Genomic DNA, 18,781 nt, shown 5'->3' on the forward strand with positions numbered 1-18,781 from the left:
TGAGGAGGCGACCGTGAGTGACTTCGACGACGTACTGGAACGGCTGGTCACCGATCCGGCGTTCGCCGCCTCGCTCGCCGCGAATCCGGTCGACGCGTTGGCCGGCTACCGGCTCGACGCCGACGAGCTGGCGCTGCTCCAGCTCCAGATCGGTGGCGGCACCGACGGGCAGCACGGCGTCGAGACCCGGGCCAACCAGTCCAGCGTGTTCGGCATGTTCACCCCGCTCACCGGGCTGGCCGGTGCGTTGCCCGGCGTCGGCGAGATCGGCACCACCGGCCTCGGACCGGCCGGAAGTTCCGGTACCGCCGGATCGGCTCTCGCCCACGGCTTCGGCGCGGCGGCCGACCCCGGCGCCTCGGTGCCACCGCTCGCCGAGGCGCCGGGCTGCGCCGCCCCGGCCGGGTCGGGAAGCGCCGGTATACCGGTGGGTGGGCTGACCGGGCTCGGCGACGAGATCGGCCGGGAGATCGGGGCGGCCACCGACGGGGCGCTGGCGCAGCCGGCGGGCGGGCTGGCCGGCGCACTCGCCGACCCGAACGACGGGCTCGCCGCCGCGCTGGCCGGCGCCGAAACCGGGTTCGGACCGGCGCCCGGAGTCGGGTTCGGGCCGGCGCCGGAGGCCGGGTTCGGTCCCGCCCCCGGGGCAGGGCCGCCGGCCGAGGTGGGCTTCGGACCGGCCGGACCGGCTCCGGAGACCCGGACCGAGTCGGCCGTACCGGAGGGCTACCGGACCCGGGTCGACGTCGACGGGGACGGGGACTGGGACCGGCACACCCTGCTGGGCCGGGCCGACGGTGGGGTGGACATCCTGGTCGACCTCGACCGGGACGGCCGTACCGACTTCGTCGGGCACGACCTGGACGCCGACGGGCTGGTCGAGATCAGCGAGTACGACCGGAACCGCGACGGCTTCTTCGAGAAGCGGATGTACGACGACGACGGCGACGGCTGGATGGACCGTACGGTACGCGTCGAACCGCCACCCACCGACAACACGTACTGACCCTCCGCCGCGACGCTCACCCCTGCGGCTGCCGGCCACCGACCCGCTCCGGGTGCGGGACAGCACGCCTTGCGGCGGCGTGGCATTATGCCGTCCGGCGCAGCGCGCAGAGGCCGTCCGGCGCAACCGGTCCGGCCGTCCGGCGCACCGCGCGTGCCCGTCCGGCGCAACGGGACTGGCGGATGTCCCGCCGGCCCCGGACGATGGCGACAGGAGGTGGTCGCCGTGGTCAGCATCACCACCGACCGGCTGACGAAGGTCTTTCCCGACGGCACCGTCGCGGTCGACGGCGTGAGCATCGAGGTCGGCTCGGGGGAGTTCGTCACCCTGCTCGGTCCGACGGGCTGCGGAAAGTCGACGATCCTGCGACTCGTCGCCGGGCTGGAGGAACCGACCAGCGGCCAGGTGCTGATCGACGGCGAGCCGGTCACCGCCGGACCGGGCCCCAATCGGCAGCTGTCGATGGTCTTCCAGGACTACGCGCTCTATCCACATCTGACGGTCGCCGAGAACATCCGCTTCCCGCTGAGCCTCAACCCGGAGGCCGTGGCCGACGCGTCCGCCCGGGTCACCGAGATCGCCGACCAGCTCGGCATCACCGGCCTGCTCGACCGGAGGCCCGGGCAGCTCTCCGGCGGGCAGCGGCAGCGGGTGGCGATGGCCAGGGCGATGGCCGGGGAGTCCCGGGCCTTCCTGCTCGACGAGCCACTCTCCAACGTGGACGCGGGGCTCCGCGCGGAGCTGCGTACCGAGCTGGCCGCCCTCGCCCGGCGCCTGGAGATGACCACCCTCTACGTGACGCACGACCAGGTCGAGGCGATGACCATGGCCGACCGGGTGGCGGTGCTGCGCCGGGGGAGGCTCCAGCAGATCGGGCCGCCGGGCGAGGTCTACCGGGATCCGCACACCCTCTTCGTGGCGGCCTTCCTCGGTACGCCCCGGGCGAACCTGCTCCAGGCCGCTATCTACGCACCGGACGGCGGCGTACTGCTCGACCTCGGCTCGCAACTCATCGAGCTGCCGCCCGACGACCCCCGGGTACGTCCGCTGCGCGAACGACACACCGAGCGGGTCACCTGCGCCCTGCGGGCCGACGCGCTGAGCCCGGTGCCGGAGCCGTCGGGTGCGGCGCCGGTGCTGCGCGGGGTGGTCCGGCTGGTGGAGAACCTCGGCCACGAGGCGCTGGTGCACGTGAGGACGGATACGGTGCCGACCCCGTCGGGGCAGGCCAGCCTGGAGCAGCCGACCAGCGGAGCGCACCTGTCCGAACTGCTCGCCGACGACCTGCCGACCGGGCACCCGGTGCGGGACCGGCTGGCCCGGATGATCCCGCACCCCCGACCGGAACAGCCGCCCGCGACGGCCCGCACCGAGTACGGCTTCTATCCGGTGTACGACCCGGAGCTGCGCGACGATCCGGCCGAGGCCGGTGAGGTGGTGGTCCGGGTGCCGATGCCGGTGCTGCCCCGGGTCGGAGAAGCGATCACGCTCGCGGTCGACCTGGACCAACTGCTGCTCTTCGACGGCTCCGGCGCGCGGATCCGGCTCGGTTGACGGGCCGCACCCGCCATCCCCGGGCGGCCTCGGCCGGTCAGGCCGGGCCAGCCCGAGCCGTTCAGTCCGGCGGCGTCGGCCCGGCCGCGCCCGCGAGTTCGTGCCGCGCTCGCATCAGCGCGAACCCGAGCAGGTTGAGCCCGCGCCACCGCTCCCGGTCGGGAACCCTGGCCGGAGGCGGCTCCGGCCAGGGCGGGTTCACACCGCGCGGGCCAGCCGGACCAGGGCGTCGTCGAGCAGTTCCGCGTACTCGGGCGAGATCGAGCCCTCGTCACGACGGACCGTGACCTTGTCGCGCAGCAGCGTCACCTGACCGGACAGGTCGGCCGGCGCACCTCCCGCGTCGGCGCGGAGGTTGCGGAGCTGGTTGCGCAGGTCCACTCCGGCGTGGTCGCGGATCTCGTTCGCCGCCACCCCGTCGTCGACGATCCGGTAGAGCTGTGCCATGACCTCGCTGATCGGCGGCGGTGGGATGTTGGGATTGTCTTCCGCGTCCGGTTGCCCGCCGGAGGCCGGTGTGGACGGTGGCCCGGCCGTGGACGCCCCGGGTGCCGGGGTGCCGGCCGGGGTCGGCGGCCCGATCCCGGCCGGCCCGGCGGTCGTCGCCCCGGTCGTCGGCCGCGACCCCGGCTCGTCGCCGAGCGCGGAGATGATCACGACGGTGGCAGTGAGCGCGACCAGCACGGCCGCGGCGACCAGCAGGACCCGGCCGGGCCGGGGCGGTTCGCCGGCCGCCCCCGACCGGTCGGGCGGCGACAACGGCCGCTCCGGATCCGTCGCGGGTCGATCCCTGGGCGCCACCCTTGGCCCGGCCGGCTCGGCCGGCGGACGCGGCCCCGGCAGAGCCGCCGGAGCGTCCGGCCGGGCCCCGGGAACTCCCTGCCGCTGCGGCGGCGCGCCGCCTGGCCGGGCTGCCGCCTCGTCGCGCGGGCCCGCCGGACTCGGCTGTCCGGTCGTCGGAGGCGCCGTCGCGCCCACCGACGTCGGGGGCGCTGCCACGTCCGGCGGCGCCGGGTTCACCGGCGCCGGGCCCACCGCGACCGCCCTTACCGCCGCATCCACCGGCGTCAACCGCACCCCCGCTGCATCCACCGGCGTCAACTGCACCCCCACCGCATCCCACGGCGTCGACTGCGCCGCCGTGGCATCGACCGGCGTCGCCTGCGCGCCCGTCGCATCCACCGCCGTCGGCTGCGCCGCCGTAGCATCTACCGGCGTCGACTGGATCCGCGCCGGATCCATCGGCGTCGGCTGCGCCGCCGCAGGAGTGCGCAGCGCACCCGTGGCTGCCGACGAAGACATCGCGACCGGTACCGCACCGGGCCGGAGGTGGCTCAGCACGGCACGGCGCGGATCGGTGGCCAGCAGTTGGTGGCGCAGCAACTCGCCGACCTGCGCGGCCGTCGGCCGCTGCACCGGATCGCGGGCCAGACAGCGCAGGCAGACGTCCGCCACCGCCGGCGGCAGATCGGGTACGCCGGCCAGCGTCGGCTCCGTCCCCGCCTCCAGCGCCCGGGTCAGCTCCTCCCAGGTCTCGGCCGGAAACGGCACCCGGCCGGTCAGCGTCTCGTGCAACAGCACGCCGAGCGAGTACGTGTCGGTCGCCGGCTGGGCCGGAAGTCCGTCCAGCCGCTCCGGCGCGACGTACGCCGGGGTGCCGAACGTCTCGCCGTCCTCGTCCTCGTCCGGGGCGCCGACCTGGGTGGCGATGCCGAAGTCGAGCACCTTCGCCCCGGTCGCGGTCATCATGATGTTGGCCGGGGTGATGTCCCGGTGCACGATGCCGAGCCGGTGCGCGGCCGCCAGTGCCTCGGCCACCTGGGCACAGATCTCCACCGCCGTCGGCCAGGGAAGCGGGCCGGCGGTGAGTTCGGCCTTCAGCTCCTCGCCGGTCAGCAGTTCCATCACCACGAAGGCGGTGATCCCGCCGTCCGGCCCGAGGGTCTCGCCGTAGTCGTGCACGGCGGTGACGTGTGGGTGTACGAGCTGCGCGGCGGCCCGAGCCTCCTCACGCACCATCTCCCGGAACTTGGCGTCGGCGGCGAGTGACGCGGCGAGCACCTTCACCGCCACCACCCGGTCGAGCACCTCGTCGCGAGCACGCCAGATCACCGACATACCGCCGGCACCGATCCGGTCGATGAGTCGATACCTCCGGGCGAGCAGGCCGCCCGCCTGCAACGCTGCCATTGTTGGTCGCACCTGCCTGGAAAGTCGGGGTCGCATCAGGCTGTGTGGGGGGTCGTATCAGGCTCCGTGACTGGCTACCTCCTGTCAACGACGGACCAGCAGCCGGACGCGGCCAGGTTGTCGAGCCACCCGCGGAACGCCAGCGGTGGCCGTTTTCACCGGCGACCGGTGGCAGGTATCGACGGGCGGTACCTCCGGTGCGCCGAACGGTCATCGATGCCGGTGGCTCCCGGGCCGCCCGGCGGGTCGGGGTGGGCGGCCCGTGTCAGGATGAAGGTCATGGTCAGCGGTCCGGTGGCGTTCGTGCTCGGCGGTGGTGGGGTGCTCGGCGCCGTCGAGGTCGGCATGCTGCGGGCGCTGTTCCGGGCCGGCATCCACCCGGATCTGGTGCTCGGCACCTCGATCGGGGCGGTCAACGGCGCACTTGTCGCGGCCGACCCCTCCGAGGCGGTCACCGACCGGCTGGTCCGGCTCTGGGCCTCACCCGAGGCGAGCGAGGTCTACGGCGACTCGATCGCCCGGCAACTGCGCCGCTTCGCCGCCCGGACGCATCTGCACTCGCCGCGCCCGCTGCGCCGGCTGCTGGAGGCCGAACTCGGCGAGCGCACCACCTTCGCGGATCTCAAGGTGCCGTTCCGGTGCTGCGCGGCGAGCATCGAGCGGGCCGCCGAGCACTGGTTCCGGAGCGGCCCGCTGGTGCCGGCCGTACTCGCCTCGGCGTCCGTACCCGGGCTGCTGCCGCCGGCCCGGATCGACGGCGAGCACTACGTCGACGGCGGGATCGTCAACTCGATCCCGATCGGCGAGGCGGTGCAGGCGGGCGCCAAGCAGATCTTCGTGCTCCAGGTCGGCCGGATCGAGCGGCCGTTGACCCCGCCCCGGCGGCCGTGGGAGATCGCCCAGGTCGCCTTCGAGATAGCCCGCCGGCACCGGTTCGCCCGGGAGATGGCGGCGCTGCCGGACGACGTGGACGTGCACGTGCTGCCGACCGGCGGGCTGGGGCCCCGGGACGACACCCCGTGGGCGTACCGGGACATGGCGGCGGTGGGCCGACGGATCAGTCGGGCGTACACGGCGTCCCGGCGCTATCTCAGCGAACACGTGAGCCACGGCTGATGCCGCTGCCACCGAGGTGGGTCCGGCGGGTCCTGCTCGCTCCCGGTACGGTGCTGCTCGCCGTACTGGTGGTGACGACCCTGCCGATCTGGCTGATCATCGCTGCGGCGGCCTCGCCACTGGTCCCCGGCTACCTGCGCCCGCTCCGGGTGCTCTGGGTGGGAATCGTCTACCTGGTCTGGGACGCCACCGCACTGGTCGCGATGTTCGGGCTCTGGGTCGGCTCCGGTTTCGGCTGGCACAAGCGGTCCCCGGGGTTCCAGCGGGCACACTACGTACTCGCCGGATGGTTTCTCACCGTGCTGTTCTGGCAGGCCCGGTGGACACTGCGGCTACGCATCGACGTCGTCGGCACCGACCCGGACACGGCGCTGCCGGGCCGCCCCGAGCTGGTGCTCTGCCGGCACGCCGGGCCCGGCGACTCGTTCATCCTGATCCACGCGCTGGTCAACTGGTTCAAGCGGGAACCGAGGATCGTGCTGAAGGACACCCTCCAGTGGGATCCGGCGGTCGACGTACTGCTCAACCGGCTGCCCAACCGGTTCATCGCGCCCCGGCACCGCCGGGAGACCCGGGTCGGCCCGGCCGAGCAGGTCGGCCCGCCGAGGGAGAGCCTGGTCGAGCAGATCGGCCACCTGGCCCGCAACCTCGACGAGAACGACGCTTTCGTGATCTTTCCCGAGGGCGGCAACTTCACGCCCCGGCGGCGGCGCCGCGCCATCGACCTGCTCCGGGCCCGTGGCCTCGACGACATGGCGGAGCGGGCCGAGGCGATGCGGCACGTCCTGGCACCGCAGCCGGGCGGGATGCTGGCCGCACTGGACGCCGCACCCGACGCCGGGGTCATCTTCGTCGCGCACACCGGGCTGGACCGGATGCTCACCGTGGCCGACGTGTGGCGGGAACTGCCGATGGACAAGCGGATCGTGATGCGGTTCTGGTCCGTACCGCCGGAGGAGGTGCCGAAGGAGCGCGAGGAGCGGATCGACTGGCTCTTCGACTGGTGGGCCCGGATCGACGAGTGGGTCGATGCGCATCGGGGCGACAGCGATCCGGCGTAGGGTGCCCGGCGTGGACCAGATCTGCATCGTGACGACCGTGGTGGACGCGCGGGCGGTCGCCGACGTGCTCGCCGCCGCCGCGGTCGCCGGCCGGCTGGCGGCGTGCGCGCAGGTGACCGGGCCGGTGGAGAGCACCTACTGGTGGGAGTCGCGGATGGAGACCACCCGGGAGTGGACGGTGGTCTTCAAGACCGCCCCGGACCGGGCGGAGGCCCTGATCGACCAGGTACGGGCGGCGCACCCGTACGAGGTGCCGGAGGTGCTGGTGACCTGGGTGGAGGGCGGCAACCCGGACTACTCGGCCTGGCTGCACGAGCAGACCCGCCCCTGAGCAGCGGACCGGCCGACCGGACCGGCCGACCCGGTCGGGATACCCGGGTCGGGATAGGTACGCGCACTCTGTGAACCGGGTCGGCGGCGGCCGACCATGACAGCGTGAACGCTTCCGCGAACGCGTACCCGTGCCCGGTCTGTGGAGCCGGTGCCAACCTTGCGACCGGATGTCCCGGCTGTGGCCGGGCACCGGATCCGACCGCCGCCGAGGTGACCCGGCTCGGCGCGGAGATCGTCGCGCTCGGCGGGCGGGTGGAGCGGGCGCGGCAGGCGTACCTCGGTCTCGACGCCGCCCTGTGGCAGCTCCGGCGGCGCCGCGACGCGCTGGCCGAGCAGGTCCGGGCGGCGGCGGCCGCGTCCGTCCGGGCCCCGGCGGTCGTCGCCACCGGCGCACCGGCCGCCGTCGCCGGCTCCGGGTGGCCGGCGCCGCAGGCTCCCGCTCCGGTACGCCCGGAGACCTCCACCCGGACCGTGCAGAACCTCCTCCTGGTCCTCGGCGGGCTGCTCGTCGGCACGGCGGCGATCGTCTTCACGGTGTGGGCCTGGGCCACGGTCGGGGTCGGCGGCCGGGCGCTGATCCTCGGCACGCTGACCGGGCTGGCCCTGGCCGCGCCGGTGCTGGCGAAGCGGCGCGGGCTGACCGCCACCGCCGAGACGTTCGCGGCGATCGGCCTGCTCCTGGTGGTACTCGACGGCTACGCCGGGTGGAGCGTGGACCTGTTCGGTGTGGCCGGCTGGCCGGCGGCCCGGTACGCGGCACTGGTGTTCGGGGTCGGCGCGGTGGTGGCGGGGGGTTACCACCGACTGACCCGGCTCGCCGCACCCGCGTTCGCCGGCCTGCTGCTGGCCCAGCCGGTGATCCCGCTGCTCGGCTACGACGCGGGGTTCGGTGCCGCCGGCTGGACGCTGGCGCTCGCCGGGCTGGCGGCGTTCAACCTCACCATGACCCGGGGGCGGGGTGGCGACGGACCGGTGGACCCGAGCAGCGGGGTCCGCCGGTCCGTCGCCTGGGTCGGGTACGGGCTGGCCGGGCTCGCCTCGGCGTTCTGCGGGACGCTGGCGGTGGTCACCACCGACGGTCCGCTGGCCGTACTCGCCGGCGGGCCCCTGCTGGTGGCCGCCCTGCTGCCGATCGCCGGTGCCCTCCGGCTGCGCAGCACCGCCGCCGGGGTCGCTGCGTCCGTCGTCTTCGTCGTGGTGCTCGCGGTGGCGCTGGTCCGGGCCGTAGCCGAGACGTCGTGGCCGCTGCTCGGTTCGGCCGCCGGGATCGTCGTGCTGCTGGCGGCCGCGATCGTCGGCACCGCCCGGCTGCTGCCGGCCGGGCTCCGGGTCGGACCCCGGGCCGGTGGGCTGGTCGTGGCCGGCGCCCTGGCGGTGCTGACCGGCTCGATGGCGCTGGTGGTCGCGCTGGCCGTGGCGCTGCGTTCGCAGCCGGCCTGGCGGGCGGACCTGGCCGCCCGGTCGGGGCCGTTCGACTGGCAGCTTCCGCTGGCGCTGGCGCTGGCCGCCGTGGCGATCGTGCTGCTCGGCCGGCGGCGGGACCGGTCGCTGGTGCTGCTGGCCGGTGCGGTCCTCACGGTGCTGGCCGCGCCGGCCGCGCTCGCCCTGCCCTGGTGGCTCGTCGCGGTCCTGGACCTGGCGCCGGCGGGCGCGCTCGCGCTGGCCGCCGGCTGGCCGGGCCGGCCACCGCGCTCGGCGGTGCCGATGGCGCTCGCCGCCGTACCGCTGGCCGGGCACGCGGTACTCGTCGGGCTGGCCCGGCCGGCCGGTGCCGCCGCCGTCTGCGGCGCGCTGGTACTGCTCGGCGTGGCGGTCGCGCTGACCGCACTCCGGCCCGTCGCCGTCGCCGAGCCGGGACCGGAGGGTACTGCCACGGCAGCGGTCTCGCCGATGCGGCGGGTGCTGGGCGGCAGTGGGCTCGCGACGGCGGTACTCGCCGCTCCGGCGACCGTCCTGCTCGCCCTCTTCGCCGCCGGGGTGTCGCCGGGGTGGCAGGCGCGGGCCGTACTGGGCACCGCCGTGCTGCTCGCCGTCGGGCTGGTACCGGTGCGCCGGGCGGTTCCGCACTACCAGCCGTACGCCAACGCGGCGCTGGCGACCGTCGCGCTGGCGGTCGGCCTGGCACCCGGGCTGCCCGGCGTCGGCGAACCCGCCGGCCCGTACGCCGCCGGGGCGCTGCTGCTCAACATCGTCGGGTGGCTGTCGGGGCGGGGCCGACCGGCGGGACCGACCGGTGCCATCAGCCGGGAGGACGTCGGGGAGACGGTCGAACGGCCGGCGGGAGCGGTACCGGCCCCGGCCGCCGTACCGGCCCTGGTCTCCGGGGCGATCCTGCTGCTCCGGGCGGCCGTGGTGGCGGTACCGGCGGTGCTGGCCGTGCTCGTCGCCCCGTACGGCTGGCTGGGCCGGATCTGGTCGGGCCCGCCGGCCGGGGTCGGGCTGTATCCGGCCTGGATCGGCGTCGACCCGGCCGGTTGGCGGCTCGACGGCGCCGGCACGCTGACCCTGCTGCTGCTCACCGGGGCGGCGGCGGTGGTCGGCTGGGTCCGGTGGCGGAGCGTGTCCGGCACGGCGCTGGTGGTGGCGCCGCTCGCGGTCGGTACCGCGCTGGTCGGGCTGGTCGCCGCCGGGGCGCCCTGGCCGGCCGTACCCGCGTCGAGCCTGCTCGCCGGGGTGGCCGGTGCGCTCGTGGTGGCGCTGCGGCGCGACGTCGGCCGTCGGGTCTGGCTGGTGCCGGTAGCTGTCGCGTTCGGGGCGGCGGGCCTGGCCGGGCTGCTGGCGACCAGGCCGAGCACGCTCGCCGGGCTGGCGCTGGTCGGCGCGGCCGGGCTGGCCGCCGGTGCGTTCGGGCGCAGCTCGGCGGCCCGGGTGGCGGGCTGGCTGACCGGTGTCGGCGGCGCGGCGGCGCTGGCCGCCACCGCCACGGTCGCGGCCGACCTGCCGCTGCGGATCACCGCCCTGGCGGTGCTGGGCGTCGCCGCGCTGGCCCTGGCCGGCAGCACGCTGCTGGCCGGCAGCGGGCTCCCGGCCGGCAGCGGGCTCCCGGCCGGCAGCGGGCTCCCGGCCGGCAGCGGGCCCGGGCTGCCCGGGGAGGGGGCGTCCGGGGACCGGCCGCGTCCGGCGGTGCCGGGCCGCCGGGCCGAGGCGGTCGCCGTCGAGGCGGCCAGCCACGCGACTGCCGCGATCGCGCTGCTGCTGACCGTCGGCGAAATCCGGTACGCGGCGGCGGTCTGCACGCTCTGGGGCGTGGCGCTGGGCCTGCGTGCCCTGCGTCCGGCCGAGCCGCTGCCGCACCGCTGGGCCCGGGCGGCAGCGGCGGGTGGCGCCGAACTGGTCGCCGCCTGGCTGCTGCTCGGCTCCGCCCGGGTGGCGCTGGTCGAGGCGTACACCCTGCCGGCGGCGGTGCTCGGGTTGCTGGCCGGCTGGCTGGCGCTGCGGGCCTGGCCGGCCCTGACCAGCTGGGTGGCGTACGGCCCGGGGCTCGGTGCCGCGCTGCTGCCGAGCCTGGTCTCGGTCCTCGTCGCCGGTGACCAGCCGTGGCGGCGGCTGCTGCTCGGTGCCGGTGCACTGCTGGCGGTGCTGGCCGGTGCCCGGTGGCGCCGGCAGGCGCCGGTGCTCCTCGGCGGTACCGTCCTCGCCGTACTGGCAGTGCGGGAGATGGTCGACGTCTGGGACCGGCTGCCCCGGTGGGTCTTCCTGGCCGTCGGCGGTTTCGTCCTGATCGGCCTGGGCATGACGTACGAGCGGCGGCGTCGCGACCTGCGCCGGCTCCGCGCGGCGGTCAACCGGATGAGCTGAGCCGTCGGCGGAACGGAACGGTGGTGCTAGCACTACCCCCGATACGGGGGTTTCCGGGGTTACTGTGCGCAACCCTGCGCAGGAGACTGGAGATCAGCGCTCCGCCGACCGGCGTGGCGAAGAGCGACGTTGGGAGCTTACAGATGGCGGTCCTCGCTGCCGTGACCGAACCGGAGACCCGTCGAGGAAGTGATTACTCACGGTTATCTCGGCGGATCAGCGCGGCGGGTCTGATGGAACGCCGGACCGGCTGGTACGTGGCCCGGATCGCGCTCACCGTCGGGCTCTTCGTCGCCGGTTGGGTCGCCTTCGCCGTCGTCGGCGACTCGTGGTGGCAGATCCTGGTGGCCGTCTTCCTGGCCGGTGCCACCACCCAGGTCGCCTTCCTCGGGCACGACGCCGGACACCGGCAGATGTTCCGGCAGCGGCGGGCCAGCGAGGTGGCCGGGCTACTCGCCGGCAACCTGGCGGTCGGGCTCAGCTACGGCTGGTGGATCGACAAGCACAACCGGCACCACGCCAACCCGAACCACGAGGACGACGATCCGGACGTCGGGGCGGGCGCGCTGGTCTGGACCGACGAGCAGGCGCTGGCCACCCGGGGCTTCGGCCGGTGGCTGGCACGGCGGCAGGCGTACCTGTTCTTCCCGATGCTGCTGCTGGAGGGGCTGGCGCTGCACGTCTCCAGCGTCCGGGCGCTGACCGACGGTACGCCGATCCGGCGACGTCGGGCCGAGGCGGTGCTGCTGGCCCTGCACGCGGTCGGCTACCTGGGTGCGCTCTTCACCGTCCTCTCCCCGGGTAAGGCGCTGGTCTTCCTCGCCGTCCACCAGGGGCTGTGGGGGCTCTACATGGGCTGCTCGTTCGCGCCCAACCACAAGGGCATGCCGGTGATGACCGCCGAGGACGACCTCGACTTCTTGCGCAAGCAGGTGCTGACCTCGCGCAACGTCCGGGGCGGGGTACTGGTCGACTTCGCGCTGGGCGGCCTCAACTACCAGATCGAGCACCACCTGTTTCCGAGCATGCCGAGGGTGAACCTTCGCCGGGCCCAGCCGATCGTCGCGCGGTACTGCGCGGAGCAGGGCATCCCGTACGAGGAGACCGGGCTCTTCGACTCGTACCGGCAGGCGCTGCGGCACCTGCACTCGGTCGGCGCCCCGCTGCGGGCGGAGGCCGCGGCGGCGCGGAGCAGCGCCGGATAGGCCACGGTGGCCGGGGGGATCGTGGGGCGGCCCTGTGCGGGGCCGCCCCACGCGGGCGATCCGGAGAGCTGTGCCTCAGGCGTCCATCAGGCCGAGCATCTCCGCCGGCATCTCGACGACCTCGGAGGACTTCGGCGGGGTGATCTCGACCGGCTTGCCGAAGTTGTCGTAGCTGACCTTCATGTCGCCGATCAGCGGCGAGACGGTCATGGTGTCGGCCACGATCTCGACCAGCCGGCCCTGGGCGTCGACGGTGGCGGTGAACGGGACCGCGTGCACCTTGTCGCCGAAGACCTTCAACGACTCCGGGTCGGCGGTCGGCGACTTGGCCAGGTCGAGGGTGCCCTTGAACTCGCGCTCGCCGACCCGGTCGACGCTGACGATGCCCTTCATCAGGTTGTTCACGCCCATCGGGTCGTCCTCGGGCATGATGTCCAGGGTGCTGCCGTCCTTGATCTTCGCGGCGTCGACCCGCATCCACTCCTTGGGCAGCCCCGGCAGGCCGGCGTACTTCACGAAGAGGTCGGCGTCGAGCAGGATGATCTTGAAGTCCATCGACTGCCCCGGGGCGTCGAGCTTCATGGCCAGGTTGGCCTTCTTGCCCTTCGGGTCCATCGCGCCCTGCGCCGACATCACCGACATCTTGAGGCTCACCGTGAAGGTGTCCTCGTTCAGCTTCCGCACCGACGCGGCCAGGGCGTCGGCGGCACTCGTCTCCGGCGCGGCCGCCGCGCCGTTCCCGTCGCCACGCCGCTCGGTGCCGGGCAGCGCACAGCCCGCGACGCCGACACCGAACGCGGTGACGAGGGCCAGGCCGGCGATCGCCAGCCGTCGAGTCTTCATCTGGTGTTTCCTCCCCGTGACAAAGGCCACGCGCAGTCACCTGCCGTGGCCGGACGCCGGACAGCGTAGCGGGCGGCCACCAGCGGCGGCGCACCGATTTCCGCCGGTGGCCTACCCGGCCTGCGGCGCGACGCCGCGCGGCGTACCCCGGTGCGCCGGACCGTGGTCGTGGTCGACCGCCGCCGCGCTCCGCCCGCAGCCGGGGCGCCCGGTTGTATCCCACGGCCACCGGCCTCGGCGGTAAGGTCTGGCCATGGCAGAGGTGCTGGACGCGGAGGCGGTGCGGACCGAGCTGGCCGAGCTGGAGGGCTGGTCCGGCGATCCGGCCGGCATCGCCCGTACCGTCGAACTGCCCGCCTTCCGTGACGCGATCGATGTGGTGGACCGGGTGGCGGTGGTCGCCGAGGAACTCGACCACCATCCCGACATCGACATCCGGTGGCGCACAGTGACCTTCCGTTGCGCGACCCATTCGGTAGGTGGGGTGACCCGACGTGACGTCGAGCTGGCGCGGCGGATCGACGAGATAGCCCGGGGAGCGGCGTGAGATTCGAGATAAGCAAGGTCCTCGACGCGATCGAGGACCGGGTCAGCACCGACCCGTCGCTGGTACGCGCGGTGCTGGACCTCGCCGAGGTGGTCCGCTACCAGGACCTCGACGGCGGCCGGCCGGCCAGCACCATGCGACTGGGCATGGTGATCGACGCGCTCGGGCGGCACCTGGAGGAGGACAACGTCCCGGTGTACGCGGTGGTGCACCGCGCGCTGCTCAGCGACGCCGACCTCACCTCCAACGAGCGGATGGTGCTCCGGCGCTGGGCCGACAACGGCTTGGTCGAGGTGCTCGTCAACCCCGGCGACCGGGTGCTGGAGGTGGCCGACCTGCTCGGCCTGCCGGTGCTGAGCCGGGGCCGCTTCGACGGCATGTCCGGGCGCTTCCCGTGGGTGACCAGCGCGCCGGGCCGGCTGCTCGCCCCGCTGCCGGGTGCCGGCGGCCCGGTGCTGGCGCAGCGGGTGAAGGGGAACGTGGCGGCCACCGGGCCGTCGCCGACCGGCCGGAAGCTGCTCGCCCGCACCTGGCGGTGCAAGGAGCCCGGCTGCGTGCTCTTCGGCGGCGGTGGTGGCGGTGGCGCCTTCGCCGACCTCGCCGAGATCGACCGCAAGCCGAGCGGCCAGCCGCCACCGACGCTGCGCACCGGGATGCCGACCTGTCCCCGGCACGACCAGCGGCTCAGCGACGCCGGCCCGAGGCCGAACGAGGAGGTGCTGTCGGTCCGGATCGGCGGCATGGTGCGGCGCCGGTTCGTGGTGACCGCCGAGCGGCCGGTGGTGGTCGGCCGGGCGCCGGACGACTCCGGCGGGATCCGGCTCGGCCAGTGGCTCAACGACGAGGCGCGGCGCTGGATCAGCCGCAGCCACGTCCGGTTCGAGCTGCGCGGCGGCGACCTGGTCGCGCAGGACGTCAGCACCAACGGCTCCGGCGTACGGCCGGGCGGGTCGATGGACGAGGCGGAGCGGGTCGCGCTGGCCCACCAGCAGTCCCGGGTGATGCGCGGCGGCGACATCGTGGAGCTCTATCCCGGCGTACAGGTGGGGCGGTCGAGCACCTGGAACTCCGGCGGCATGACGAACCCGACCTCGGTGATGGCCGAGGCGCCGACGATGGCGATCCGGCTGCCCGGCCGGGGCTGACGAACGGGCGGACCGGCCCGTCCCCGGTGGGACGGACCGGCCCGGCTGGCTCAGCGCAGTACGGCGGCGAGCTGCTCCAGCACGTGGTCGAGTTCGTGCGCCTCGACCACGAGCGGCGGCGCGAGCCGGATCGTGGAGCCGTGGGTGTCCTTGGCCAGTACGCCGCGCTCGGCCAGCCGCTCGCACGCCTGCCGCCCGGTCATCAGCGCCGGGTCGATGTCGATGCCGGCCCAGAGCCCCCGGCCGCGTACCGCGACCAGCCCCTCGCCGACCAGCCCGCGCAGCCCGGCGTGCAGCCGCGCGCCCAGCTCCGCCGAGCGGCGCTGGAACTCGCCGGTGGCGAGCAGCCGGACCACCTCGGTGGCGACCGCGCAGGCCAGCGGGTTGCCGCCGAACGTCGAGCCGTGCTCGCCGGGCCGTAGCACGCCGAGCACGTCGGCGTCGGCCGCGACCGCCGAGACCGGCACGATGCCGCCGCCGAGCGCCTTGCCGAGGACGTACATGTCGGGCTTGACGTCCTCGTGGTCGCAGGCGAAGGTCTCGCCGGTGCGGCCCAGTCCGGACTGGATCTCGTCGGCGACGAAGAGCACGTTCCGTTCCGTGCAGAGCCGGCGTACCCCGGGCAGGTAGCCGGTCGGCGGCACCACGACACCCTGCTCACCCTGGATCGGCTCCAGCAACACGGCGACGGTGGTCTCGTCGACCGCCTCGGCCAGCGCGGCGAGGTCGCCGTAGGGGACGATCCGGAACCCCGGGGTGTACGGCCCGAAGTCGTCCCGGGCCTCCCGGTCGGTGGAGAAGCTGACGATCGTGGTGGTGCGGCCGTGGAAGTTGCCGTCCGCGACCACGATCGTGGCCTGCCCGTCCGGTACGCCCTTGACCCGGTAGCCCCACTTGCGGGAGACCTTGATCGCGGTCTCCACCGCCTCGGCGCCGGTGTTCATCGGCAGCACCAGGTCCTTGCCGCAGAGCTGGGCCAGCTCGCGGCAGAAGTCGGCGAACTGGTCGTGCACGAACGCCCGGCTGGTCAGGGTGAGCCGGTCGAGCTGGGCGTGCGCGGCGGTGATCAGCGTCGGGTGCCGGTGCCCGAAGTTCAGTGCCGAGTAGCCGGCGAGGCAGTCCAGGTAGCGCCGGCCGTCGACGTCGGTCACCCAGGCGCCCTCGGCCGAGGAGATCACCACCGGCAGCGGGTGGTAGTTGTGCGCGGTCCAGCGCTCCGCGTCGCGCACCGCCGCCGGGGTGCGCGACATCTCGTCCGCCGCCGGGGTGCCCGGCATGTCGTCCGCCTCCTGGGGGCGCAGCACGTCGTCCACGATCACTTGGTCGCCTCTCGTTCCCGCAGCACCAGGGTGCAGCACTTCGGTCCGCCGCCGGCCTTTCGCAGCTCGGACAAATCAACACCAATTGTGTCGTACCCACGGTCGCGGAGTGCCGCCGACAGCCCGGTGGCCTGCGCCGGAAGTACGACGTGCCGGCCGTCGCTGACCGCGTTCAGGCCGAGCACCTCGGCATCGGCCATCGTCGCCAGCACCGCGTCCGGGAAGAGCCGACGCAGCACCGCCCGGCTGCCCGGCGAGAACGCCTCCGGCAGGTACGCCACGGTCTCGTCGTCGAGCACGCAGAGCGCGGTGTCCAGGTGGTAGAAGCGCGGATCGACGAGTTGCAGGGTGATCACCGGCCGCCCGAAGACCTCCTGGAGATGGGCGTGCGCGGCGTGCGAGGTGCGGAACCCGGTACCGGCCAGCAACAGCCCGCCGACCGGCAGGATGTCGCCCTCGCCCTCGTTGACCTGCTTCGCCTCGTGCACCTCGAAACCGGCCCGGTCCAGCCAGCCGGCGTACGCCGGTGCCTCGTCGGCGCGCTCCGGGTCGCGGAACTGCACCGCCAGCGCCCGGCCGTCGAGCACGGTCGCGCCGTTCGCCGCGAAGACCATGTCGGGGAGCCCGGGCAGCGGCTCGATCTCGTCGACGGTGTGTCCGAGGTCGAGGTACGTCCGGCGCAGCGTCTCCCACTGCCGCAGCGCGAGGGCGGTGTCGACCGGGGCGGCCGGGTCCATCCAGGGGTTGATCGCGTACTCGACGGTGAAGTACGTCGGCCGGCACATCAGGTAGTGCCGCGTCTGCGCCGGGCCGGCCGGGGTACGCCCGCTGGTGGCGATGGCGTCCAACGTCATGGTCCTGCTCCTGGGGTCGGGCGCGCCCGGCCTCCGTACGGCTCACGAGCTGGCGCCGACCCAACGCTATGCGGCCCCCACCGGCGAAAACCACGTCTGAGCTTTGCTTCCCCCGGCCGATCGTTGCGTCTCCACGCGCACCCACCAGCGATCCGTTGCGCCCCGACCGACGCGCCGCCCGGCGGCGCGAAGCCGCCTCGAATAACAAGCGGCCTCGGATAACAAGCCGCCTCGGGTAAGTAGTGGTCTCCCGACGGCGGAGGCTGCTACGTCAGGGAGGGAGCCGGGACCGCCGAAGGGAGTCAGGCGGGGCGAAGACGCACTTCGGGGGCGGCGTCGTCGCCGCCCCCGAACATGTGCGCTCAGGTGGTGAACCACCACCGGCTGGCGGGGCCAGAGCGGTGCACCACCGCTCCGCGCAGGTCCTTACCCGATCAGAACCGGTCCACAAACTGTGAATCAAGCCACTCGCGGAACCGGACCACGGTGTCGCCGTCGGTGGTCGGCCAGTCGAACTGGCCGGTCATCGCCAGCACGGCGACGACGACGGCACCGACCCCGAGGACGATCCCGATCAGCGCGTCGGTCTTGCCGGCGACGTGCCGGCGGGCGGTCGCGGAGACGCCGCTGACGCCGAGCAGCAGGGCGATGGTGCCGAGCACGATGCCGTACCCGGCGAGCGCGCCGGACAGCACGAACGCGGCGGCGGCTACCCCGAACACCAGGCTCAGCGTGGCGAGCATGCTGGCCCGGGGACGCGGACCGCGGTCCACCACGACCGGTTCGCTCTCCGGCGTACGGTCGACGTCCGGCGTACGCTCGCCGAGCCCGCGCTCCGGTTCGCTCGTGCGGTCGGTGTCGCGCCGGGTCTCGGTCCGGGTCGCCGCCGGTGCGGTCGCGGTGACCGGGGGAGCCGTCCGGGGCGCGGTGTCGGGCTCGGTGACCGTGCTCCCGGCCCGGTGCTTCGCCGGGTCGTCGGTCCGGGTGGCGTCGCCCCGCTCCTCGGTCCGGTCGGATGCTCCGGTACGGGTGCGCGCGGCGTCAGCCGCCGTGGCCGTGCCGGTCGACCGCTCGTCCCGGCCGTCGACGCGGTCCTCCCGGCCGTCGACGTGCTCGTCGCGGCTGTCGACGTGTCCGTCGCGGTTCTTGTCCCGCGTCGGCGCCGGCTCCGATTGGCGCATCAGTGATGGAATCCTGACCACAACACACCTCCTGATCCATGCGTGGAGCCTCATTGATGGCGCCTACGCAGCGTTGGGATCGGTGTACCCCGATGTGCGATCCGCCACACATCGGGCGAGGTGGGTGGGGCCGCCCTCAGTCGTCGTCGGACTGGGTGAGGGTGACGCGGTCGCGGCGCTCGCCTCCACCGCCGGCGGTTTCCATCCGCTGCACCCGATTGCCGGGCCGGAATGGACGGAGCTGCCGGTCTGGGTCGACGGCATCGTCATCGAAATCATCGTCGGCGGTGGCACGAAGCCGATGCCCGACCTGATCAGCCGGATCCAGCCGGATCCAGCCGGGCGGCGGCGCCCGTCCCTGAGCCCGGTCGCCCCCTCCCATGGTTTTGCCGACCGGGTTCCTGTGCGGGCGCCGCCGCCTCGGCCGCCGGTACCGCTGTCGCGCGGAGACCGGCCGCCGCCGTGATACGGAACCGGCGATTGCCGGGCTACCGATCACCAGAAAACGGCGTAGAACATGCGTAGTGGGTGTCGATAAGTCGAGTGGAACGAGGGGAAGCCGAGTAGAGGTCTTCTTCTGCCGGCATTTCCGGTCGATGTGGTCCTTGCGGATCGTGCGCGGCGGCGGG

At 74.2% G+C, this 18,781-nt stretch carries 16 protein-coding genes; 10 read left to right on the forward strand and 6 right to left on the reverse strand.

What is annotated here, in order from left to right; genetic code table 11:
* Window positions 1–13 precede the first annotated feature (13 nt).
* Both C6W10_RS10885 and C6W10_RS10890 read left to right on the forward strand, forming a co-directional pair.
* The gene (locus tag C6W10_RS10885; RefSeq protein WP_107257964.1) at window positions 14–1,006 is read left to right on the forward strand and encodes a hypothetical protein; all 993 of its coding nucleotides are present in this window, start codon (window positions 14–16) and stop codon (window positions 1,004–1,006) included.
* 225 nt (window positions 1,007–1,231) lie between these two features.
* Window positions 1,232–2,560: an ABC transporter ATP-binding protein gene (locus tag C6W10_RS10890; protein ID WP_234359490.1), complete on the forward strand. Its 1,329-nt coding sequence runs from the start codon at window positions 1,232–1,234 to the stop codon at window positions 2,558–2,560.
* 61 nt (window positions 2,561–2,621) lie between these two features.
* Here the strand turns inward: C6W10_RS10890 and C6W10_RS10895 are convergent, their stop codons facing one another.
* Both C6W10_RS10895 and C6W10_RS37235 read right to left on the reverse strand, forming a co-directional pair.
* Window positions 2,622–2,762 (reverse strand): hypothetical protein, encoded by a 141-nt coding sequence (locus C6W10_RS10895; RefSeq protein WP_199853909.1) that lies wholly within the window; start codon window positions 2,760–2,762, stop codon window positions 2,622–2,624.
* Window positions 2,759–4,750, reverse strand: a complete 1,992-nt coding sequence (locus C6W10_RS37235) for a serine/threonine-protein kinase (RefSeq protein WP_159104540.1) — start codon at window positions 4,748–4,750, stop codon at window positions 2,759–2,761. The genes C6W10_RS10895 and C6W10_RS37235 overlap by 4 nt, the downstream gene beginning before the upstream one ends.
* 279 nt (window positions 4,751–5,029) lie before the next feature.
* Between C6W10_RS37235 and C6W10_RS10905 the strand changes: the two genes are divergently transcribed.
* From C6W10_RS10905 to C6W10_RS10925, 5 genes are all read left to right on the forward strand, one after another.
* Entirely contained in the window at window positions 5,030–5,866 is an 837-nt protein-coding gene (locus C6W10_RS10905; RefSeq protein ID WP_107263841.1) for a patatin-like phospholipase family protein, read from the forward strand.
* Window positions 5,866–6,927, forward strand: coding sequence for a 1-acyl-sn-glycerol-3-phosphate acyltransferase (locus C6W10_RS10910; protein ID WP_107257966.1), 1,062 nt, complete (start codon window positions 5,866–5,868; stop codon window positions 6,925–6,927). Before C6W10_RS10905 ends, C6W10_RS10910 begins: the two co-directional genes overlap by 1 nt.
* Before the next feature lie 10 nt (window positions 6,928–6,937).
* On the forward strand, window positions 6,938–7,258 hold the full coding sequence (gene cutA, locus C6W10_RS10915) for a divalent-cation tolerance protein CutA (protein WP_107263842.1): 321 nt from the start codon (window positions 6,938–6,940) through the stop codon (window positions 7,256–7,258).
* A gap of 104 nt (window positions 7,259–7,362) precedes the next feature.
* Complete coding sequence (locus C6W10_RS10920; RefSeq protein WP_107257967.1) at window positions 7,363–11,058, forward strand: SCO7613 C-terminal domain-containing membrane protein; 3,696 nt, start codon at window positions 7,363–7,365, stop codon at window positions 11,056–11,058.
* Between the two features lie 143 nt (window positions 11,059–11,201).
* Complete coding sequence (locus C6W10_RS10925; RefSeq protein WP_107257968.1) at window positions 11,202–12,263, forward strand: acyl-CoA desaturase; 1,062 nt, start codon at window positions 11,202–11,204, stop codon at window positions 12,261–12,263.
* Between the two features lie 75 nt (window positions 12,264–12,338).
* On the opposite strand, the gene C6W10_RS10930 is transcribed toward C6W10_RS10925, so the two are convergent.
* The gene (locus C6W10_RS10930) at window positions 12,339–13,106 is read right to left on the reverse strand and encodes a hypothetical protein (protein WP_107257969.1); all 768 of its coding nucleotides are present in this window, start codon (window positions 13,104–13,106) and stop codon (window positions 12,339–12,341) included.
* Between the two features lie 253 nt (window positions 13,107–13,359).
* Between C6W10_RS10930 and C6W10_RS10935 the strand changes: the two genes are divergently transcribed.
* Window positions 13,360–13,653, forward strand: coding sequence for a 4a-hydroxytetrahydrobiopterin dehydratase (locus C6W10_RS10935; protein WP_107257970.1), 294 nt, complete (start codon window positions 13,360–13,362; stop codon window positions 13,651–13,653).
* On the forward strand, window positions 13,650–14,798 hold the full coding sequence (locus C6W10_RS10940) for an FHA domain-containing protein (RefSeq protein WP_107257971.1): 1,149 nt from the start codon (window positions 13,650–13,652) through the stop codon (window positions 14,796–14,798). The genes C6W10_RS10935 and C6W10_RS10940 overlap by 4 nt, the downstream gene beginning before the upstream one ends.
* A gap of 50 nt (window positions 14,799–14,848) precedes the next feature.
* On the opposite strand, the gene rocD is transcribed toward C6W10_RS10940, so the two are convergent.
* The 3 genes from rocD to C6W10_RS10955 form a co-directional block, all read right to left on the reverse strand.
* A complete protein-coding gene (gene rocD, locus C6W10_RS10945) occupies window positions 14,849–16,075 on the reverse strand; it encodes an ornithine--oxo-acid transaminase (protein ID WP_304598419.1) in 1,227 nt (408 codons plus the stop codon).
* A gap of 38 nt (window positions 16,076–16,113) precedes the next feature.
* Window positions 16,114–16,971 (reverse strand): dimethylargininase, encoded by an 858-nt coding sequence (ddaH, locus tag C6W10_RS10950; protein WP_107257972.1) that lies wholly within the window; start codon window positions 16,969–16,971, stop codon window positions 16,114–16,116.
* Window positions 16,972–17,405: 434 nt separating this feature from the next.
* Entirely contained in the window at window positions 17,406–18,152 is a 747-nt protein-coding gene (locus C6W10_RS10955; protein WP_234361695.1) for a DUF4190 domain-containing protein, read from the reverse strand.
* Between the two features lie 82 nt (window positions 18,153–18,234).
* Between C6W10_RS10955 and C6W10_RS10960 the strand changes: the two genes are divergently transcribed.
* On the forward strand, window positions 18,235–18,618 hold the full coding sequence (locus C6W10_RS10960) for a hypothetical protein (protein WP_159104541.1): 384 nt from the start codon (window positions 18,235–18,237) through the stop codon (window positions 18,616–18,618).
* Window positions 18,619–18,781 lie beyond the last annotated feature (163 nt).

The organism is Plantactinospora sp. BB1 (genome assembly GCF_003030385.1).
Taxonomy (GTDB): domain Bacteria; phylum Actinomycetota; class Actinomycetes; order Mycobacteriales; family Micromonosporaceae; genus Plantactinospora.